At 61.5% G+C, this 16,888-nt stretch carries 24 protein-coding genes; 12 read left to right on the top strand and 12 right to left on the bottom strand.

Annotated elements, in window-relative coordinates; genetic code table 11:
• Nucleotides 1–13: 13 nt before the first annotated feature.
• Genes AAC850_RS08355 through AAC850_RS08350 form a run of 3 tightly spaced genes read right to left on the bottom strand, consistent with a single transcriptional unit; the run spans nt 14 to nt 1,466 of the window.
• Nucleotides 14–805: a bifunctional sulfur carrier protein/thiazole synthase protein gene (locus tag AAC850_RS08355; protein ID WP_422723188.1), complete on the bottom strand. Its 792-nt coding sequence runs from the start codon at nt 803–805 to the stop codon at nt 14–16.
• 60 nt (nt 806–865) lie between these two features.
• On the bottom strand, nt 866–1,075 hold the full coding sequence (gene thiS, locus AAC850_RS13970) for a sulfur carrier protein ThiS (RefSeq protein ID WP_422723187.1): 210 nt from the start codon (nt 1,073–1,075) through the stop codon (nt 866–868).
• A gap of 22 nt (nt 1,076–1,097) precedes the next feature.
• Nucleotides 1,098–1,466 (bottom strand): MerC domain-containing protein, encoded by a 369-nt coding sequence (locus AAC850_RS08350; RefSeq protein ID WP_340588253.1) that lies wholly within the window; start codon nt 1,464–1,466, stop codon nt 1,098–1,100.
• A gap of 127 nt (nt 1,467–1,593) precedes the next feature.
• Between AAC850_RS08350 and AAC850_RS08345 the strand changes: the two genes are divergently transcribed.
• The 5 genes from AAC850_RS08345 to rpsI all read left to right on the top strand — a co-directional run bounded on the left by AAC850_RS08345 (nt 1,594) and on the right by rpsI (nt 4,912).
• A complete protein-coding gene (locus AAC850_RS08345; RefSeq protein WP_340588252.1) occupies nt 1,594–2,649 on the top strand; it encodes a COX15/CtaA family protein in 1,056 nt (351 codons plus the stop codon).
• Nucleotides 2,646–2,963, top strand: coding sequence for a divalent-cation tolerance protein CutA (gene cutA, locus AAC850_RS08340; protein WP_340588251.1), 318 nt, complete (start codon nt 2,646–2,648; stop codon nt 2,961–2,963). Before AAC850_RS08345 ends, cutA begins: the two co-directional genes overlap by 4 nt.
• A 10-nt stretch (nt 2,964–2,973) precedes the next feature.
• Nucleotides 2,974–3,726, top strand: a complete 753-nt coding sequence (locus tag AAC850_RS08335) for a hypothetical protein (protein WP_340588250.1) — start codon at nt 2,974–2,976, stop codon at nt 3,724–3,726.
• 167 nt (nt 3,727–3,893) lie between these two features.
• On the top strand, nt 3,894–4,373 hold the full coding sequence (gene rplM / locus AAC850_RS08330; RefSeq protein WP_340588249.1) for a 50S ribosomal protein L13: 480 nt from the start codon (nt 3,894–3,896) through the stop codon (nt 4,371–4,373).
• On the top strand, nt 4,373–4,912 hold the full coding sequence (gene rpsI, locus AAC850_RS08325) for a 30S ribosomal protein S9 (RefSeq protein ID WP_340588248.1): 540 nt from the start codon (nt 4,373–4,375) through the stop codon (nt 4,910–4,912). Before rplM ends, rpsI begins: the two co-directional genes overlap by 1 nt.
• A 108-nt stretch (nt 4,913–5,020) precedes the next feature.
• On the opposite strand, the gene AAC850_RS08320 is transcribed toward rpsI, so the two are convergent.
• From AAC850_RS08320 to AAC850_RS08295, 6 genes are all read right to left on the bottom strand, one after another.
• Complete coding sequence (locus tag AAC850_RS08320) at nt 5,021–5,419, bottom strand: response regulator (protein ID WP_340588247.1); 399 nt, start codon at nt 5,417–5,419, stop codon at nt 5,021–5,023.
• Between the two features lie 108 nt (nt 5,420–5,527).
• Entirely contained in the window at nt 5,528–6,385 is an 858-nt protein-coding gene (locus AAC850_RS08315) for a metallophosphoesterase family protein (RefSeq protein WP_340588246.1), read from the bottom strand.
• A gap of 56 nt (nt 6,386–6,441) precedes the next feature.
• Nucleotides 6,442–6,708 (bottom strand): hypothetical protein, encoded by a 267-nt coding sequence (locus AAC850_RS08310; protein WP_340588245.1) that lies wholly within the window; start codon nt 6,706–6,708, stop codon nt 6,442–6,444.
• 276 nt (nt 6,709–6,984) lie between these two features.
• Nucleotides 6,985–7,725 carry a LytR/AlgR family response regulator transcription factor gene (locus tag AAC850_RS08305; RefSeq protein ID WP_340588244.1) on the bottom strand — a complete coding sequence of 247 codons (741 nt, stop codon included), beginning with the start codon at nt 7,723–7,725 and terminating at the stop codon, nt 6,985–6,987.
• Nucleotides 7,722–8,906: a sensor histidine kinase gene (locus AAC850_RS08300; RefSeq protein ID WP_340588243.1), complete on the bottom strand. Its 1,185-nt coding sequence runs from the start codon at nt 8,904–8,906 to the stop codon at nt 7,722–7,724. The genes AAC850_RS08305 and AAC850_RS08300 overlap by 4 nt, the downstream gene beginning before the upstream one ends.
• A gap of 89 nt (nt 8,907–8,995) precedes the next feature.
• Nucleotides 8,996–10,522 carry a fumarate hydratase gene (locus AAC850_RS08295; protein ID WP_340588242.1) on the bottom strand — a complete coding sequence of 509 codons (1,527 nt, stop codon included), beginning with the start codon at nt 10,520–10,522 and terminating at the stop codon, nt 8,996–8,998.
• Between the two features lie 107 nt (nt 10,523–10,629).
• Here AAC850_RS08295 and AAC850_RS08290 point away from each other — a divergent pair, with 107 nt between their 5' ends.
• From AAC850_RS08290 to AAC850_RS08275, 4 genes are all read left to right on the top strand, one after another.
• Nucleotides 10,630–11,265 (top strand): protein-L-isoaspartate O-methyltransferase family protein, encoded by a 636-nt coding sequence (locus AAC850_RS08290; protein ID WP_340588241.1) that lies wholly within the window; start codon nt 10,630–10,632, stop codon nt 11,263–11,265.
• A gap of 2 nt (nt 11,266–11,267) precedes the next feature.
• Entirely contained in the window at nt 11,268–12,737 is a 1,470-nt protein-coding gene (locus AAC850_RS08285; protein ID WP_340588239.1) for a TolC family outer membrane protein, read from the top strand.
• On the top strand, nt 12,738–13,220 hold the full coding sequence (locus AAC850_RS08280) for a DUF2497 domain-containing protein (protein WP_340588237.1): 483 nt from the start codon (nt 12,738–12,740) through the stop codon (nt 13,218–13,220).
• 62 nt (nt 13,221–13,282) lie between these two features.
• Nucleotides 13,283–13,594: a (2Fe-2S) ferredoxin domain-containing protein gene (locus AAC850_RS08275; protein ID WP_340588236.1), complete on the top strand. Its 312-nt coding sequence runs from the start codon at nt 13,283–13,285 to the stop codon at nt 13,592–13,594.
• On the opposite strand, the gene AAC850_RS08270 is transcribed toward AAC850_RS08275, so the two are convergent.
• Nucleotides 13,591–13,914: a hypothetical protein gene (locus AAC850_RS08270; RefSeq protein WP_340588235.1), complete on the bottom strand. Its 324-nt coding sequence runs from the start codon at nt 13,912–13,914 to the stop codon at nt 13,591–13,593. The genes AAC850_RS08275 and AAC850_RS08270 overlap by 4 nt on opposite strands.
• A 128-nt stretch (nt 13,915–14,042) precedes the next feature.
• Here AAC850_RS08270 and AAC850_RS08265 point away from each other — a divergent pair, with 128 nt between their 5' ends.
• From AAC850_RS08265 to xth, 3 genes are read left to right on the top strand one after another with little or no spacing between them, the layout of a single operon-like run.
• A complete protein-coding gene (locus tag AAC850_RS08265) occupies nt 14,043–14,471 on the top strand; it encodes a CBS domain-containing protein (RefSeq protein WP_340588234.1) in 429 nt (142 codons plus the stop codon).
• A gap of 31 nt (nt 14,472–14,502) precedes the next feature.
• Complete coding sequence (locus AAC850_RS08260) at nt 14,503–14,829, top strand: HesB/IscA family protein (RefSeq protein WP_340588233.1); 327 nt, start codon at nt 14,503–14,505, stop codon at nt 14,827–14,829.
• A 25-nt stretch (nt 14,830–14,854) separates the two neighbouring features.
• Nucleotides 14,855–15,628 carry an exodeoxyribonuclease III gene (xth, locus tag AAC850_RS08255; protein WP_340588232.1) on the top strand — a complete coding sequence of 258 codons (774 nt, stop codon included), beginning with the start codon at nt 14,855–14,857 and terminating at the stop codon, nt 15,626–15,628.
• Nucleotides 15,629–15,673: 45 nt separating this feature from the next.
• Here the strand turns inward: xth and AAC850_RS08250 are convergent, their stop codons facing one another.
• Together AAC850_RS08250 and AAC850_RS08245 are read right to left on the bottom strand one after the other, a co-directional pair.
• Nucleotides 15,674–16,339 (bottom strand): cell wall hydrolase, encoded by a 666-nt coding sequence (locus tag AAC850_RS08250; RefSeq protein ID WP_340588231.1) that lies wholly within the window; start codon nt 16,337–16,339, stop codon nt 15,674–15,676.
• Nucleotides 16,340–16,543: 204 nt separating this feature from the next.
• Nucleotides 16,544–16,885: a DUF1491 family protein gene (locus AAC850_RS08245; protein WP_340588230.1), complete on the bottom strand. Its 342-nt coding sequence runs from the start codon at nt 16,883–16,885 to the stop codon at nt 16,544–16,546.
• Nucleotides 16,886–16,888 lie beyond the last annotated feature (3 nt).

Below are 16,888 nucleotides of genomic sequence, written 5' to 3'. Positions count from 1 at the left end.
TCGATCCGTAGGGTCAGATCAATCCGGCCAGCGGACTGCTCGGGTCAGCATATTTGCGGCGGCCCATGCGGCCTGCAAGATAGGCATCGCGCCCGGCCTGCACCGCCAGCTTCATCGCGCGCGCCATGCGGATCGGATCTTTCGCCTCGGCAATGGCAGTGTTCATCAGCACGCCGTCGCAGCCCAGTTCCATCGCAACGGCGGCATCCGAAGCGGTGCCCACGCCCGCATCGACCAGCACCGGCACATTCGCTCCCTCGACGATGAGGCGGATCGTCACCTGATTCTGGATGCCCAAACCGCTGCCGATTGGCGCGCCAAGCGGCATGATGGCTACCGCGCCCGCCTCTTCCAATTGCTTGGCGGCGATTGGATCGTCCACGCAATAGACCATCGGCTTGAAACCCTCTTTCACCAGCACTTCTGTGGCTTTCAGGGTTTCGCGCATGTCGGGATAAAGCGTCTTCGCCTCGCCGAGCACTTCCAGCTTCACCAGCTCCCAGCCACCCGCCTCGCGCGCCAGCCGCAATGTGCGGATCGCATCATCGGCGGTGAAACAGCCGGCTGTATTGGGCAGGTAGGTGATCTTCTTCGGGTCGATGTGATCCATCAGCACCGGCTGGCTCGGATCGGAGATATTCACCCGGCGAACCGCCACCGTCACGATTTCCGCACCCGAAGCTTCCAGCGCGGCGGCGTTCTGGGCGAAATCCTTGTATTTACCCGTGCCGACAATCAGGCGGCTGGTAAAACGGTGGCCGGCGACTTCCCAGCTATCATCCTGGACATTTGCATTCTGATTCATGAGCCGCGCGGTATCTGCCGCTGCAGACATAGGCAAGACCAGTGACGCGCCGCTGCGAATTCAGCCTCCGCCCACGAAATGCACGATCTCCAGCACGTCGCCATCGCCCAGCGCCACCTCTTGCAAGGTGGAACGCGGCGCAATTATGCCATTATGCTCGACCGCGACCTTGGCCGGTTCCAGACCCAATTCGAGCACCAGATCGGCAATCGTGGAGGCGATTGTTTGGCGGCTGTCGCCATTCACGGTGATATTGAGCGTCTGCGTCATCGCCAACGCCACATAAGGCCTGTCAGGCGTGACGCAAGTTGAGCAAGTGCCCGACAGCGACAAGGCCGACTCCGATCATTGTCAGAACGGCCTCTTCCGGGCCATGGCCTACCGCGAGCGCACCGCCCATGAAGCTCAACCCCGTCATGGCAATGACGAAGGGACCGGCGCGGCGATGACGGACCGCTCCCATGCCGATCGCGACACCTGCCACGATCGTGGCCAACAGCAGGCCGAACTTGTGGATCGCCGGATCGAGGAAGAAGGTAGCGCCAAGCCCCATGCCGGCAACCAGCAACAGGCCCACGACACAGTGCAACAGGCATAGCGCCGACAAAAAGATGCCGACGCGGTCGAGCTTGCCGCGAATCCAGGGTGCTATCTGCGCCATGCGGCCTATTTATGTTACGCTATAACATTGCGCAAGAGGCGGATTTGCAACAGATTGTACGGCAAGTGGCGCAATACGGCCTTATAGGCGCTTGCGATCCGCCGAGATAATGCGCAAATCCGCCTCCATGGCGGCGCAGGCAAACACGATAGCAGCGAATGAGGAGGCCGAGTCGCGCGCACGCCCGCTCGCGCTGGCCCACTGGCTACTTAGCGTCGCGCTCCTTGTTCTTGTCATGATTGTGGTGGGGGGCATCACGCGCCTCACCGAAAGCGGGCTGTCGATCACCGAGTGGAGGCCGGTGACCGGTGCCTTACCCCCATTGAGCGAGGCGGACTGGCAGGCCGAATTCGAATTGTACAAGACCACCGGCGAATTCCAGCTTGAGAGCGGGCCTGCGGGCATGGATCTGGCGGCGTTCAAATCGATCTATTTCTGGGAATGGTTCCACCGCCTGCTGGGCCGTGTCATCGGCCTGGTCTTTGCCGTGCCGCTGGCATGGTTCTGGGTGAGGCGAGCAATCCCGCGAGGCTACAAGCCTCGCCTGCTCGCGCTGCTGGCACTGGGCGGGCTGCAGGGTGCATTCGGCTGGTTCATGGTCCGCTCCGGCCTGTCGGTCGAGATGACCGATGTTTCGCACTTCTGGCTATCGATCCACCTCCTTACTGCCTTTTTCACGCTTGCTGGATTGGTCTGGACCGCGCTCGACCTGCGGCAATGGCATTCGGGCAATCGAACGCCTGCGCGGCTTACCGGAACGGTAAGTTGGGTAGCGATCATCCTGTTTATCCAATTGCTTGTCGGCGCATGGGTTGCAGGCCTCAACGCCGGCCATGCGTCGGATAGCTGGCCGCTGATGAACGGGCGGCTGGTGCCCGAAGTGAACTGGGACCGCGGCGTGGCGCGGGCTTTCCTGCATGATCCTTTCTGGCTCCACTTCGTCCATCGCTGGTGGGCCTGGATTGCTGTTGCCGGATTGGTCGTGCTGGCGCGACAGGTCCGCCCGCTCGACCGGCGCGCCTCGATCGCCATTCACAGCGCGTTCGGCACGCAGATAATTCTCGGAATCGCTACGGTGATGACCGGTGTGGAGCTCTGGATTGCGGTCGCGCACCAATTTGTCGGCGCATTGCTGGTGGCGGCTTTCACGTGGGGCGCGCATGTTCTGGGGCGCAGGGCGTGAGCGGGGCTGCGCTCATCTGGTGCCCTTTCGGCGACCTTGAGAGTGCGCGGCAATGTGCCCGGAAACTCGTCGAGGAAAGGCTGGTTGCCTGCGCCAATATTGTCCCTGCCGTCACATCCGTTTTCAGGTGGCAAGGCGATGTCCTGCAAGAAAGCGAAGTGGGGGTACTTTTCAAGACGACCTCCAAGCTGCTAGACGCTGCGGTAGAAAGACTGGTCGCGCTTCATCCCTACGATACGCCCGCCATCGCCGGGTGGCATGCAGACAAGGCTCCGCCCGAGACACTTGCGTGGTTGAAGCAACAGACCTTTTAAGAGGACACCGATGGCTGACACAGGTGCAGGTGGGACGGACAGACGCGGGGCGATCCGGCTCGCGCTTGCTGCTGCCATTGCGCCTTGCCTGACCTGGCGCCAGGCAAATGCCCAAGCAGTATCTGGCGGGCTGATCAATCCTCCGCCCCGACCGATGGTGTATCACCGCGAAGTTACGCGCGACCTCGTCGATGGTAGCGCTTTCAGCGTATCACGATGTTTTTCTGTCGAGTTTCGCCGCTTCTCGCGTGGCTTCATGCTCCATGGGCAGCAAAGCGAAGTCGCGGTAGACGCGCCGCAGCAACTTGCGAGTTTCGCGGAAATGGAACGCGGGCGCGACGAAAGCGGCATGTTCCCGCTCGCGCTCGATCCTTTCGGCCTGATCCTCTCGAGCGAATCGCATTCGGCCGAACGTCCGAGCGTACAAGAGGCGCTGGAGCAAACGATTGCGGCCCTGAACAGCCAGCATCTGTCCCAAGGCGAGCGCGTCTCGCTCGAGACATTTGTCGGCGCACTGCATGCGACCGGGCAGAGAATCATCGCCCATATGCCGATCGATCTGTTCAGTCCGGCGGGTGCGGAGCGGCTCGAAGAGCAGGAAATTGCCTTGCCCGATGGCGGCCGCGGCCGTGTGGTCACGCGTTTTCATGGCGAGCGCGATAGCGCGACCGGGCTGATGAGGTCCGCCACAAGGCAGATTATCACCGAGGTCGAAAACAGCCGCCGTATCACTAGCGAAAGCTGGAATTTGGCCCCGGCCTGAGCGCCTTATCTGGTTGGTGGTATTATTATACCTCCACGCAATGGCGCGGATTTGCTTGACTTGCGGGCATCAAAGCGACAGATGCGCCCCTTCGCTGGCTCTGGCAGATTGATTCTGCGTCATGTGCCGGCAAACAATTCGTACACGCATTCCAAGGAACGAAAGCCATGAAGGCGCTGAGCAAGACCACACGGTCGATCAAGCCGGCCGAGGTCGAGAAAAAGTGGCATCTGATTGATGCCGAGGGACTGGTCGTCGGCCGTCTCGCTTCGATCATCGCCAACATCCTGCGCGGCAAGACCAAGCCGAGCTACACTCCGCACGTTGATTGCGGTGACCATGTCGTGGTCATCAACGCAGACAAGGTCCGCTTCACGGGCGGCAAGGCTGCCAAGAAGGTCTACTACAAGCACACCGGCTATCCCGGTGGCCTTAAGGAAACGACTGCTGAGAAGGTCCTCGACGGTCGCTTCCCCGAGCGCGTGCTGGAAAAGGCTGTCGAGCGCATGATCCCCACGGGTCCGCTTGGCCGTGCGCAGATGAAGAACCTGCACCTCTATAATGGCACAGAGCACCCGCATGACGGCCAGAAGCCCGAAGTGCTCGATGTTGCCTCGATGAACCGCAAGAACAAGGTGTCCGGCTAATGGCTACCGAAGAAAACAACACCGCGACCGATCTCGCCGACCTGAAGGATGTGGTCGGTGATGCTCCTGCTGCCGACGCTGCGGCAAGTGGCGAAGGCGAAGCAGCTCCTGCAGCCCCCACGATGCCCCTGCGTGAGCAGGAAATCGACGCGCAGGGCCGTGCATATGCAACCGGCCGCCGCAAGGACGCTACCGCACGCGTCTGGATCAAGCCCGGCTCCGGGAAGATCACTGTGAACGGCAAGGAACAGGAAGTGTATTTCGCACGTCCGACGCTGCGCCTGGTGATCAACCAGCCTTTCGCCATCTCTGACCGTGAAGGCCAGTATGATGTCGTAGCAACCGTTTCGGGTGGTGGCCTTTCTGGCCAGGCCGGCGCGGTCAAGCACGGCATCAGCCAAGCGCTGACCCGTTACGAACCGGCATTGCGCGCCACGATCAAGGCCGCCGGCTTCCTCACCCGCGACAGCCGCGTGGTGGAACGCAAGAAGTATGGCCGCGCGAAAGCACGCCGCAGCTTCCAGTTTAGCAAGCGTTGATTTTTCGGAGGCGTTCGTCGCCTCCAGACCAGTTCCCGCGACGGTGGGAAATGCGAAGGGCGGCCCCCACGAAGGGTCGCCCTTTTTGCTGTCCGGTCGGGAGTCGACCTAGTGCTGGGTCTGGAGTTCGGGTGAGTGGGCACCGTCGAGCAGGCCATCCACTGCTTCGAGCAGACGGTCGATGCTGATCGGTTTGGCCAGATAGCCACCGGCACCCGCGCGCCGGATCTCGTCTTCGTCACGCTGTCCCGCAAAGGCGGTAATCGCGAGTATCGGGATATGCCTGGTGGCCGGATTGCGCCGGATTTTCCGGATCAGCTTGCGACCAGAGATGTGCGGCAGGTGGATATCCATCGTTATAAGGTCAGGTTCGAACGCATCGACCGCATCGAGCACACGCGCGCCATCGTCCACCGCCATCATGTCATAGCCGCGCTGCTTGAAGACCGCTTCGTAGAACATTCTGTTCAGCAGATCGTCTTCGACAATGAGAACCTTCGTCGTCACCGCATCTTAATACGAAATTAGCCGTAAAAGTTCCCCATTATTGCGACCAAGCGTCACTCAAAGCCGACAAAAGGGCGTAAAAACTCGGGGTTTGCCGCTGCTGGGGCGCTAATGAACGGGCGGATCGGTTCGCGGTACTCGCCCGATCGGTGCCACCGGTTCGCCTTCGCTGCGCGGGGGAAGCGCGTTTTCGGGCACGTCATCGATCATCATCGCCGGCGTATCGATATCTTCCAGGTTACGCACGCAAACATGCAGGTTCTCGCCATCCCAGGTCAGTTCATTAAAGCTGGGCGGGGTCGAGCGGATCCGTTGCGAGAGCGTTCCCGCGCCAACCATGCGGACCGGACCGTGGGGCGTCTGCTCCATGATGTCGAAAGCGTCATGCACGTGGCCCGACAGCACGCCGAGCACGTTGCGCTGGGCCAGGGCGTCGAGTGCCTTTTCGCCATTCCGGGTGAGAGCCGTGCCCTTGGTCCCCGTTTCACGCAGTGGATGATGCACGCAAACAAGCGCGCGTCCCCCCTCGGGAAGCGCATCGATCTGGTCGAGGCAATCGGTCAGCGCCCGTTCGGTGATCCAGCCTTTGGACCAGTTCAGGCGCGGCTGCGCGGGGACATTGGTGTTGAGAGGCACCAGTGCGATGCCCGGCAATTCGATGCGCTTTTCGACCACCTCGCGAAAGGCCTCGAAACGGCCCAGCGGATTGAGATAGCGTGATGGCAGGTAATAATTCGGCAGGTCGTGATTGCCCGGCTCCACCGTCACCGGCGCTTGCAGCGAATGAATCCACTTTTCGGCGGCGGCAAATTCATCGGTCCGCGCGCGCATGGTCAGATCGCCGGTGATCGCCACCGCATCGGGACGACGCTCGGCAATTTCTCGCTCCACCCAATCGAGCGCGTGATTATCCTCGAGCCCGAAGTGGATGTCAGAGAGATGAAACAGGAGCTTTTTATCGGCCATTGGTCGCGGGCTAGCAGCTAGTTACCCGAACACGCCAGAGCAAAACCGGCTTTTCGTCAGACACTTCCCTTTACGATCAGCCACGCCGCTCCGCCGTTGATCGCCGAATATCCCAGATAGACCCACATCCACAGCGAATGGCCCGCGTTTACCGCGTATAGCGCCGCGCAAAGCAGCACGAATTCGAGCGCGAGACTGGACCACCGGATAAGCTGGCGGTGTCGGGGAGGGACATCGCTGACCATCCTGTGCCCGCTGTCCAGCACGGCCGAATGCCAGGCGAAATTGCCCACACCGAGCAGGAAGGTGATGATGACAGTCATGACGCCAGCGATTTTGCCCGAGCCGCGCCACCATCGCAAATGCTCAATGCACGTTGATTGCCGTTTGTCAGATGTAAAATGCCGTTCGTCGGCTGCGTGACTCTCTGGTCGATGCGCTTGCCCCGCAAGTCGAGCCTGTGCGGCACACCGTTTCGAATCGGCGTATCTCACAAATTGCACCGCAGCCGTTCCAGTCCCACCGGCTGCGGTGCGACCCCTCCGACAATTCAGGCCAGCGCTATTTGATGTGATTGCCGCAAAGCGTTCAGCTGACGCCTAGCGTCCGGCCATTGCCTTCACTTGCTTCAGGTAGGTGCGCCCGATGCGAAGTTCCTCGCCATCGTCCAGTTCGGCGCACCAGACACCAAGGCCTTCGTGCTTGAGGCCGCGGATGAAATCGCGCCGCAGGATGGTGGAACGATGGATCCGGATAAACTTGTCCGGATCGAGCTTTTCTTCCAGCCCGGCGATCGTCTGCAGCAAGAGATAGCTCGTCTCGCCCACGTGAAGCCGCACGTAATCGCGCTCCGCATCGATGCGGAAAACCTGTTCGGCATCGATTCGCAGCAATTCGGAACGGTGCGGCACCCAGAACTCGGTCAGCCACTCGCTTCCGGCATCGCCGGCGGCCTCGCCGCGCCTTGCAAGGGCACGCTCGATAGCGCGTTCAAGCCGGTCCGATGCAACAGGTTTGAGCACGTAGTCGATCGCTTCGAGGTCGAAGGCCTCGACGGCAAAGTTTTCATGCGCGGTAACGAAAATGACCGCCGGTTGCGGATCCTGCTCGCGCGCATTCTGGGCGACCTGCAATCCGTCCATGCCGGGCATGGTCATGTCGAGCAGCAACAGGTCGGGCGAGAGTTTCTCTGCCAGCCGCAACGCCGACTCGCCATCGCTCGCCGTGCCGATGACGGTGAGTTGCGGGATCTCGGCGCACAGGACCTGCATTCGCTCGATGGCGAGCGGTTCGTCGTCGACGATCAGCGTACGCAATGTTTCCGTGGAATTGTCGGTCATGCCGCTATCGCCTTTCGCATACGCAGCAGGGGCAGGCGCAGATGGGTGACATAGCCTTCGGGTGAATGGCCCGAAGCGACGGTCGCTTCATTGCCGAAGCGCGCGGCCAGGCGCTCCTCGACATTGTTGAGCCCGATGCCGAAACCCGGTCGTATATCGTCACGGTGCGCGGCCGATGTGCCGTTATCCGAAACGCTGACCACCAACCTGCCGTATTCCTCCCGCGCGGAGAGCGTGATCGTCACCTGGCCGCCGGACGGCGCTACGGCGTGCTTGACCGAATTTTCCACGAGCGGTTGCAGGATCATGCCGGGAATAAGCGCATCCTCGAGATCGGCGGGGATCTCGTATTTCGCGACCAAGCGGCGCGGAAACCGCACCGTTTCAATGTCGAGATACAGCCGTTGAAGTGCGATCTCATCACTCAGCGGCACATCCGATGTCGGATCGTCTGCGAGACTGCGGCGGTAGAACGTGCTGATCATCTGGATCATCGTTTCGGCGGCCTGGGTCTTGCCGGTCAGCACAAGCGCGGACAGCGAATTGAGCGTGTTGAACAGGAAGTGCGGATTGACCTGGTAGCGCAGGCTGCGCAGTTCGGCAGCCTTGGCGGCATTGCGGAATTTCTGTTCGCGTCGCTCCGCAGCGCGTGCCTTCTCGCCGGTCAGCAGGGCGATATACAGCGCGCACCATGCCAGCAGCATGAAATAGCGGCTCAGTGCGATCTCGATAATCTGGATGCGGGCGCCGTCCGACATGAAGCGTTGCAGGTCGGCGACGAGCGAGGAGTCGAGCGTAGTTTCGGAACCGCCACGGCTGTCGGCAAATTCCTGGATGACTTTTTCGTTCAGTGCCGACTGGAGATCGGCGAAGATGATGCCGTTGGCCTGCGCGCTCAGCAAGGCCGCTGGCATCGCGAAGACCAGTGCCGCGGCGATCTTCACCCACAAGGGACGCGCATCGAACGGGCGCAGCACGATCCACAGGCCCAGCGTTATCACGATGCCAGCCATTGTGGCGAGGATCCGCAGCATGAACATCTCGTCCACGCGGTCCATGCCGAGGATTTCGGCACGCAGCGTCATCAGCAGCAAATAGGCCATCCACAGGCCGACCACCGAGATGAGGACAACCTTGAACGGAACGCGTGCGACCCGCTTTTCGGATTCTGCCTTTTCCATCACTTCGGTTTACGCCTTCCTGTTTAACGCAACCAGTCCCGCGTCCGGTTTCGGTCGAAACCGGTATGCTGCTGGTCGATGAAGGCCGCCTATTTGGCGTTCAGCAGGCCTTCCTCGCGGATTTTCTCGCGCCAGTGCAGCGGGGCGAGCTGGTGGACATTGTTGCCTTCCGAATCGACGGCAACTGTCACCGGCATGTCCTTCACGGTGAATTCGTAGATCGCTTCCATGCCGAGTTCTTCGAATGCGACGACCTTGGCTTCCTTGATTGCGCGCGCCACCAGATAGGCCGCTCCGCCCGTTGCCATGAGGTACGCGACCTTGAAGCGGCTGATCACTTCGACCGCATCGGCGCCGCGTTCGGCCTTGCCGATCATCGCCAGCAGGCCAAGGTCGAGCATCATTTCGGTAAACTTGTCCATGCGAGTTGCGGTGGTCGGGCCTGCGGGGCCGACGACTTCGCCCATCACCGGATCGACTGGGCCGACGTAGTAGATCGCGCGGCCCTTGAACTCGACCGGCAGCTCCTCACCCTTTTGCAGCATGTCGTGGATACGCTTGTGCGCGGCATCGCGCCCGGTCAGCATTCCGCCATTGAGCAACAGGCGATCACCATGTTTCCAGCTGGCAACTTCCTCGGGTGTGAGATTGTCGAGATCGACGCGCTTGGCCTCGACATCGGGCTGCCAGTGAACGTCGGGCCACTTGTCGAGATCGGGCTGGGGCAGATAGGCCGGACCGCTTCCGTCAAGCGTGACATGCGCGTGGCGGGTGGCGGCGCAATTGGGGATCATCGCCACCGGCTTGCCCGCAGCGTGGCACGGCCAGTCATAGATCTTCACATCGAGCACGGTGGAAAGCCCGCCCAGCCCCTGAGCACCGACGCCCTGCGCGTTCACCGCGTCGAAGATGTCGATGCGCAATTGTTCGATATCCGTTTCGGCACCGCGCGCCTTCAATTGCGCCATGTCGATCGGGTCCATAAGCGATTGCTTGGCGAGCTTCATGCAATGTTCCGCCGTGCCGCCGATCCCGATGCCGAGCATTCCGGGAGGGCACCAGCCAGCACCCATCGAGGGGATCTGCTCGATCACCCAGTCGATGATATTATCCGACGGGTTCATCATCTTGAACTTGCTCTTGTTCTCGCTGCCTCCGCCTTTCGCGGCAACGTCGATGCTGATCGTATTGCCCGGCACCATCTCGACCGAGAGGACACATGGCGTGTTGTCCCGCGTGTTGCGGCGGGTGAAGGCCGGATCGGCAAGGATGCTGGCGCGCAGCTTGTTGGTCTCGTTATTGTAGGCACGTCGCACGCCTTCATCGACGACGTCCTGCAGCGAGCTTGTCGATTCGAGGCGGCAGTCCTGGCCCCATTTGATGAAAACATTGACGATGCCGGTGTCCTGGCAGATCGGGCGGTGGCCCTCGGCGCACATGCGGCTGTTGGTCAGGATCTGCGCAATCGCGTCCTTCGCCGCCGGGCCTTGCTCCGCCTTGTAGGCCTCACCCAGCGCGGTGATGTAGTCCATCGGGTGGTAGTAGGAGATATACTGCAACGCGTCGGCGACCGTCTCGATCAGGTCTTCTTCGCGGATTGTCACCATATCGCTCATCGTCTCGGCACTCCTGTTCGTCGAATGGCCCATAGGCTTTCGCTGCCCGCTGGGTCAAAGCCCTTGGCGACACGCGCTGCAAGTCCTAAGGCAGCAACCGCCCATATATGACGAGAGTTTTTGCCGTGATTTCCGATCCGCTCGACGCCGCCGAAGCCGCCAATCTGACCCATGATCGCGCCCGCCGCGCGATGATCGACAGCCAGTTGCGCACCAGCGGAGTGAACGAACCCTTCGTGTTGAAGCGCATGGCCGCCGTTGCGCGGGAGGGTTTCGTTCCCGCCGCGAGCAAGGGCCGGGCCTATTCAGATCGTGCGATTCGGCTGGACGATGGCGGCTGGCTGCCCGCGCCGGTGGTACAGGGCAAGATGCTGGAAGAAGCCAATCCGAAGGGTGACGAACACGCGCTGGTCGTCGATGGCGGCTCCGGCTACCTCGCCGAATTGCTGCGCCCGCTGGTGGCCAAGATAACGGTAATTACACCTGAAGAGGCTGTCGGCACCGGGCGCAAGGGCAAGGGCGCCGACCTGCTTGTTATCGACGGTGCGGTTGAAGAAATTCCTGCCAGCCTGGCCAAGAAGCTGGCCGATGATGCGCGCATCGTGACCGGACTGGTCAGCAATGGCGTTACCCGTGTAGCCGTGGGCCGCAAGTCCGCTGGCGGCGTATCGCTGATGCCGGTCTACGATATCGGCATTCCGCAATTGCACGCCTTCGACAAGCCGAAAGGCTGGAGCTTCTAACCATGCCGCTGCGCCGGTCTATTGCGCTGTTGGCGGCGGGCGCGTGCCTGTTCGCCAGCCCGGCAACCGCCGAAACGCTCAAGGAAGCGCTCACCCGCGCTTACCTGGACAACCCGACGCTCGCCGCAGCACGGGCGCAGCAACGTGCTACCGACGAAAATGTCGTGATCCAACGCGCAAGGGGGCTGCCTTCGGTCAGCGCATCGGGCACATATTCCGAACTCTTGCGCCAGAGCACGCCATCGGTCGTCTCGCCCGAGCGGGTGTTCAGCGGCGGTGTCGATCTCTCGGTGCCGATCTATCGCGGCGGCGCAGTGCGCAACGGCGTGTTGGCGGCGGAAAACCGTGTTGAAGCCGGACGCGCAGACCTGCGCGGAACCGAAAGCGCGATCTTCACGCAAGTCGTTGCCGCCTACATGGATGTGATCCTGAACGAAGCGCTGGTCGGCCTTGCGGCGAACAATGTCGATGTGCTGGCAATCAATCTGGAGGCGACCGGTGACCGGTTCGAAATCGGCGATCTGACGCGCACCGACGTCGCGCAATCCGAAAGCAGGCTCGCGGTGGCGCAAGGCGACTTGCGCGGCGCGCAGTCCAATCTCGTGGCCGCGCGCGAGGATTATATTGCGCTGGTCGGCGACGTGCCGACCGACTTGCAGCCTCCCCCGCCGCTTCCCGGCCTCCCGACCAGCCCGGACATGGCGGTCGATGTCGCGCTGGAGAATAATCCGGACCTGATCGCCGCTCGCGAGAGGGCACAGGCCGCCGGTTTCGATATCGACGTGGCCGGATCGGGCCGTTTGCCGACCGTCAGCGTCTTTACCGGCGCGGATTACCAGAATTTCCTCGGCACTCTGGGCACGGGCACCAATGCGGGTACCGATGTCACCGCCGGCGTGAGCGTTTCGATACCGATTTTCCAGGGCGGAAGCGTTGCCGCGCAGCAGCGCCAGGCGACCGCCCAGGCACAAGCCGCGCTCGAAAACGTGATTGCTACGGAGCGTGACGTGATTGCGCAGGTGCGCGCCTCCTATTCAAGCTGGCGCGCAGCCAATGCAATCATCACTTCGAGCGAAGCCGCCGTCGATGCCGCATCGCTCAGCCTTGAAGGCGTGCGGGCGGAAAACACGGTGGGCAACCGCACCATCCTCGACATTCTCAATGCCCAGCAGGAACTGCTGCGCGCCCAGGTCCAACTCGTGACCGCGCGCCGCAACGCCTATGTCGCAGGATTTTCGCTGCTCGCCGCAATGGGCAAGGCAGAGGCCCGCGACCTCGGCCTTGGCGACGAGGGCGTGCTCTACGATCCGGTCGACAATTACGAACGGGTGCGCGGAATCATCTGGGATTGGCAACGCGATCCGGAACCGGTGGTAGAAAGCTCGCGCACCGTTGACATACCGACCCCGGATGGAGAGGTTCGGGACCAGGCGATGCCCGTAGGATCGCCGGACGAACCATCGGGGGACTGAATGCGGCAGGAAGGCGAACCATCGGTCGAGGAAATCCTCGAATCGATCAAGCGGGTGATCGAACGCGACAGCCGGGAAGCTGCCCCCGCTCCCGCTCCCGCGCCCGAACCGCAATCCGACCCTGAGGAGGCGAGCGCCTTTCCGATGGACCCGGCCACTGCCGACGAAGCTGACGAGGTTCTCGATCTCAGCGAAGCGGGCGCAACCATCGACAATGATGAGGACGAGGCGCTCGAACTGGACGATACATTGACCAATGATCGTGCCGCAGATGCCATGCGCCAATCGCTGGCCGCGCTTGCGATGCTGTCCGATCCTCCCGCACGTCCCCAGATTGTCCGCTCTGGCGAGACATCGCTCGAAGGAATGGTGCGCGAAATGCTGCGCCCGATGCTGGCGCAGTGGCTCGATACCCATTTGCCGAGCATGGTAGAGCGTCTGGTGAAGGCGGAAATTTCACGCATTGCAGGCAAAAAACGCTGAGCAAGCCGCATTCTCCCAAGGACATCGCAAAAGCCGAACGCGCGCTCGCCAAGATCGGCGGCGTGGCTATCGAGCGGCAGATTTTCCTCTGCGCGGTTTCCGAAAAGCAGAAGTGCTGCAAGAAAGATGTTGGCGAGGCCTCGTGGAAATACCTCAAGCGCCGCCTGAAAGAGCTCGGGCTGGCGAGCAAGGGCGGTATCCAGCGGACAAAGGCCGATTGCCTGCAGATCTGTGAAGCCGGACCCATCGCCGTCGTCTGGCCGGACCGGGTCTGGTATCACTCCTGCACGCCCGAGGTTCTCGAGCGGATAATCCAGGAACATCTGGTCGGCGGAATGCCGGTCGAGGAGTTCCGGCTAACCCCGTCAGCCTAGTCGCGCTTGCGCCAGTCGGTATCGTCGTCCTGTGGTCCCAGGTCGTCGAGCGAGTTGTCGACCGATTCGTCATGTCCGGTGCCGCTCGACAGGAAGACCAGCCCCATCAATGCGCTCATCAACAACATCGAAAAGCCGATACCCAGCGCTGTTGCGATGAAAAAGTGCGGAGAAACGTCTTCGACTTCCTTGTAGATGACCACCAGAGCAATAATCACCACCCCCGTGGTGATGCCGAACATCAGCCGCATCAACCGCCGGTAGCGCGCCCAGGCGTGCGCAGCATTTTCGGGATCATCGAGAGGGGAAGGGCGTGCCATGCCTCCGCTCATGCCTGTGCCGGCGCCGCGTGGCAACGCTATGCAAGCAATCATTTGCCGTGACTCGGTCATTCGTGGCACAATCGCGATGATCGCGGGGGATCGGCCCCCGCCCAGGAGGAGTTGCCATGTCCGTAAGAAGCATCGTCGAAAGCTGCGATCACGCGATCGTGTCCTGCACGCGGCAGCAAAGTGTGCTCGAGGCGGCAAAGATGCTGGCGGAAAAACGGATCGGCGCGCTGCCTGTGCTCGATGGGGAGAAGATCGCCGGAATCTTCTCCGAACGCGACCTCCTTTACTGCCTCGCCCGCGATGGTGCGACTGTTCTCGACCAGACTGTCGGTGAACTCATGACATCGCCCGCGATCACGATAGACCGCAGCATGGATGCGCTCGCGGCGCTCTCGCTGATGACCAAGCGCCGGATCCGTCACCTTCCGGTGGTCGAAGGCGAGCGCATGGTGGGCTTCGTATCGATCGGCGATTTGGTGAAATACCGGATGGACCGGATCGAGGAAGAAGCCAACGCGATGCGCGAATATATCACTACCGCTTGAGCGGCCGCACCACGCACCCTACATCAGGCCCATGGCATCAAGTCTCAACCTAAGCACCGCCGCCGCAGAGCGGATCGCGAAAATCGCTGCCAAGCAGGGCAAGCCGGCTGTGCTGCGCCTGTCCGTAGAGGGCGGGGGGTGTTCGGGTTTCCAGTACAAGTTCGACCTTGGCGAACCGGAGGCTGACGACATGGTCAGCGAAACGGGCGAGGTGAAGCTCGTGGTCGATCCGGTGAGCCTGGACCTGGTGGCCGGAAGCACGGTCGATTTCGTCGAATCGCTGGGCGGAGCGGCATTCCGGGTGGAAAATCCCAATGCTGCGGCCGGTTGTGGTTGCGGATCGAGCTTTGGCATCTAAGGTCCGCCCGGAAGGGGACGGATAGGTGCGGATCGCCAGTTTCAATATCAACGGTATCAAGGCGCGGCTGCCGCGCCTGAAGGAATGGCTTGTCGAAACGCGCCCCGCGGTTGCCTGCCTGCAGGAAATCAAGACGCAGGATGCGGGCTTTCCCGAGTCGGAATTTAGCGACATCGGCTATCACGCGATCTGGCACGGCCAGAAAAGCTTCAACGGCGTTGCCATATTGACCGATGGTGAGGCAGTTGCGGATTCCACCAAGGGCTTGCCCGGCGATCCCGAGGATGAACAGGCGCGGTTTATCGAATGCACCTATCGCGGCGTGCGTGTGGTCAATCTCTACCTGCCCAATGGCAATCCGCAGCCCGGCCCGAAATTCGATTACAAGCTGGCCTGGATGGAGCGGCTACGCACCCGCCTTCTCGAATTGCGCGATAGCGAAGTGCCCGCCGTGGTGGTGGGCGACTTCAACGTGATTCCGGAAGACAAGGATGTCTGGTCGGTCAAGGCGATGGCACAGGATGCGCTGATGCAGCCCGAATCGCGCAATGCCTTTGCGCGCATCCTCAACGATGGCTGGACCGATGCTCTCGGCACGCTCAACCCGCGCGGCGGGGTATGGACCTATTGGGATTACCAGGCCGGGGCGTGGCAGCGCGACCATGGCTTTCGAATCGACCACATGCTGCTGTCACCCGAATGCGCGGACCGTCTGGTTGCGGCGGGCGTCGACAAGGAATACCGCGGGCGTGAGCGCGCCAGCGATCACGCCCCGGTATGGGTCGAATTGCAAGACTAGCAGTCAGCGAAGATGCCAAGCCGTCCGGGCTGGCACCATTTCCGATCACCTATAGAAAATGTGGCTGTCGATCTGTGCACGACGAGTCATACGGCCGGCCCAGCGTGGGCGCACGTAGGTCGCATGAAAATACAGCGAATCGTCGGCCGGGCTTTCCCACAGATCGCGGTGTGCGATGCGGGCGACGGCAACAGCGCGGTCCCAGGCGGCAGAGGCAGCGTTGGGCTGCGGGATGCGGCCCCCACGTACGAAGGAAAACTGCGCACGCTGGGTCACGACCGAACAATAGTCGTCGGGGAACCGGTTGCTGTCCGCTCGGTTGATTACCACACGGGCCACGGCCAGCTGGCCGTCAAGCGGCTCACCGCGCGATTCGAAATAGACCGCCTGCGCCAGGCACATCAACTCGCGCGACATGGTGGCATCGGTGTCGATAGTGCGGACAAGTTCGCGGAGCGAGGAAGCGCTGGGCGCTTCGGTTGTGTCTTCCGCCGGTTCGGCAGGAAGATCCTGCACCACTTCGCTGGCAACAAACCGGACTTCGGGTTCGGCAGCACTCTGCGGCGCTTCAAGTTCGTTCTGACCCGTTTCAGCTGCGATGGGCTGTGCCTGGTCCTGGGCGATAGCTCCGCTTTCCATGGCTCCGAGGGAACCGGCAAACAGAGTGGTAGCCAGGGCAATCGCCCCGACGCGCTTGGAAATAATCTTCATTGATCCCGTAACTTACGGCGGTGAGATTTCTAGCAGGTCTGCGGTCGCGGCTGTTCTTGCCGTCTTCTCACCGCGATCCGTTCCTAAAGGACCTGCCGAACATCTCCCCGTCTGCGCGCTGCCGAACACCGCCGCATTGCGGTGCGAAACAACCTACGCTCTTCCGGAAAGTTCCCGGGCCAGATAGCCGCCGAGGCTAATATGTCAATTGTTGCAGTGCACAATTCCGATGAACCGTTCCGCATTTGCGATGTCGAGCTCCACAATCCAGAGATCGCTGTCCTGTCGCTTACGTCGCTCGCAGAAATCGGCAAATTCCTCTGGCTTATCAGTGTTTTGCTCTTTCGAAAGCACCCATCCGCGGGTTCCGTCAAGCAGCGGCATTCTTTCGTATGCGCGCAATTTTGTGCCATTTTCGCAACATAATATCATCAATGTCCCGGCATCACGCTCACCCTTGGCAAGCACCGTCGCGAAGCCGCCTTCGGCTTGTACGGCACGGATCAGGCCGGAAACTTCGAGATGGGCCGGGAGCCTTTCGTCCATGCG

This window comes from Erythrobacter alti, from assembly GCF_037996805.1.
Classification (GTDB): Bacteria; Pseudomonadota; Alphaproteobacteria; order Sphingomonadales; family Sphingomonadaceae; genus Alteraurantiacibacter; species Alteraurantiacibacter alti.
This window is presented reverse-complemented; position numbering and strand designations above follow the sequence as displayed.

Coding starts and splice junctions, on each gene's coding strand:
- AAC850_RS08295 (WP_340588242.1), bottom strand. CDS start 10,522: ATGAGCGATATGGTGACAATCCGCGAAGAAGACCTGATCGAGACGGTC.
- rplM (WP_340588249.1), top strand. CDS start 3,894: ATGAAGGCGCTGAGCAAGACCACACGGTCGATCAAGCCGGCCGAGGTC.
- rpsI (WP_340588248.1), top strand. CDS start 4,373: ATGGCTACCGAAGAAAACAACACCGCGACCGATCTCGCCGACCTGAAG.
- AAC850_RS08350 (WP_340588253.1), bottom strand. CDS start 1,466: ATGGCGCAGATAGCACCCTGGATTCGCGGCAAGCTCGACCGCGTCGGC.
- AAC850_RS08265 (WP_340588234.1), top strand. CDS start 14,043: ATGTCCGTAAGAAGCATCGTCGAAAGCTGCGATCACGCGATCGTGTCC.
- AAC850_RS08245 (WP_340588230.1), bottom strand. CDS start 16,885: ATGGACGAAAGGCTCCCGGCCCATCTCGAAGTTTCCGGCCTGATCCGT.
- AAC850_RS08285 (WP_340588239.1), top strand. CDS start 11,268: ATGCCGCTGCGCCGGTCTATTGCGCTGTTGGCGGCGGGCGCGTGCCTG.
- AAC850_RS08270 (WP_340588235.1), bottom strand. CDS start 13,914: ATGGCACGCCCTTCCCCTCTCGATGATCCCGAAAATGCTGCGCACGCC.
- AAC850_RS08250 (WP_340588231.1), bottom strand. CDS start 16,339: ATGAAGATTATTTCCAAGCGCGTCGGGGCGATTGCCCTGGCTACCACT.
- AAC850_RS08290 (WP_340588241.1), top strand. CDS start 10,630: ATGACGAGAGTTTTTGCCGTGATTTCCGATCCGCTCGACGCCGCCGAA.
- AAC850_RS08305 (WP_340588244.1), bottom strand. CDS start 7,725: ATGACCGACAATTCCACGGAAACATTGCGTACGCTGATCGTCGACGAC.
- AAC850_RS08310 (WP_340588245.1), bottom strand. CDS start 6,708: ATGACTGTCATCATCACCTTCCTGCTCGGTGTGGGCAATTTCGCCTGG.
- AAC850_RS08355 (WP_422723188.1), bottom strand. CDS start 805: ATGAATCAGAATGCAAATGTCCAGGATGATAGCTGGGAAGTCGCCGGC.
- thiS (WP_422723187.1), bottom strand. CDS start 1,075: ATGACGCAGACGCTCAATATCACCGTGAATGGCGACAGCCGCCAAACA.
- AAC850_RS08315 (WP_340588246.1), bottom strand. CDS start 6,385: ATGGCCGATAAAAAGCTCCTGTTTCATCTCTCTGACATCCACTTCGGG.
- AAC850_RS08300 (WP_340588243.1), bottom strand. CDS start 8,906: ATGGAAAAGGCAGAATCCGAAAAGCGGGTCGCACGCGTTCCGTTCAAG.
- AAC850_RS08345 (WP_340588252.1), top strand. CDS start 1,594: ATGGCGGCGCAGGCAAACACGATAGCAGCGAATGAGGAGGCCGAGTCG.
- AAC850_RS08280 (WP_340588237.1), top strand. CDS start 12,738: ATGCGGCAGGAAGGCGAACCATCGGTCGAGGAAATCCTCGAATCGATC.
- AAC850_RS08335 (WP_340588250.1), top strand. CDS start 2,974: ATGGCTGACACAGGTGCAGGTGGGACGGACAGACGCGGGGCGATCCGG.
- AAC850_RS08260 (WP_340588233.1), top strand. CDS start 14,503: ATGGCATCAAGTCTCAACCTAAGCACCGCCGCCGCAGAGCGGATCGCG.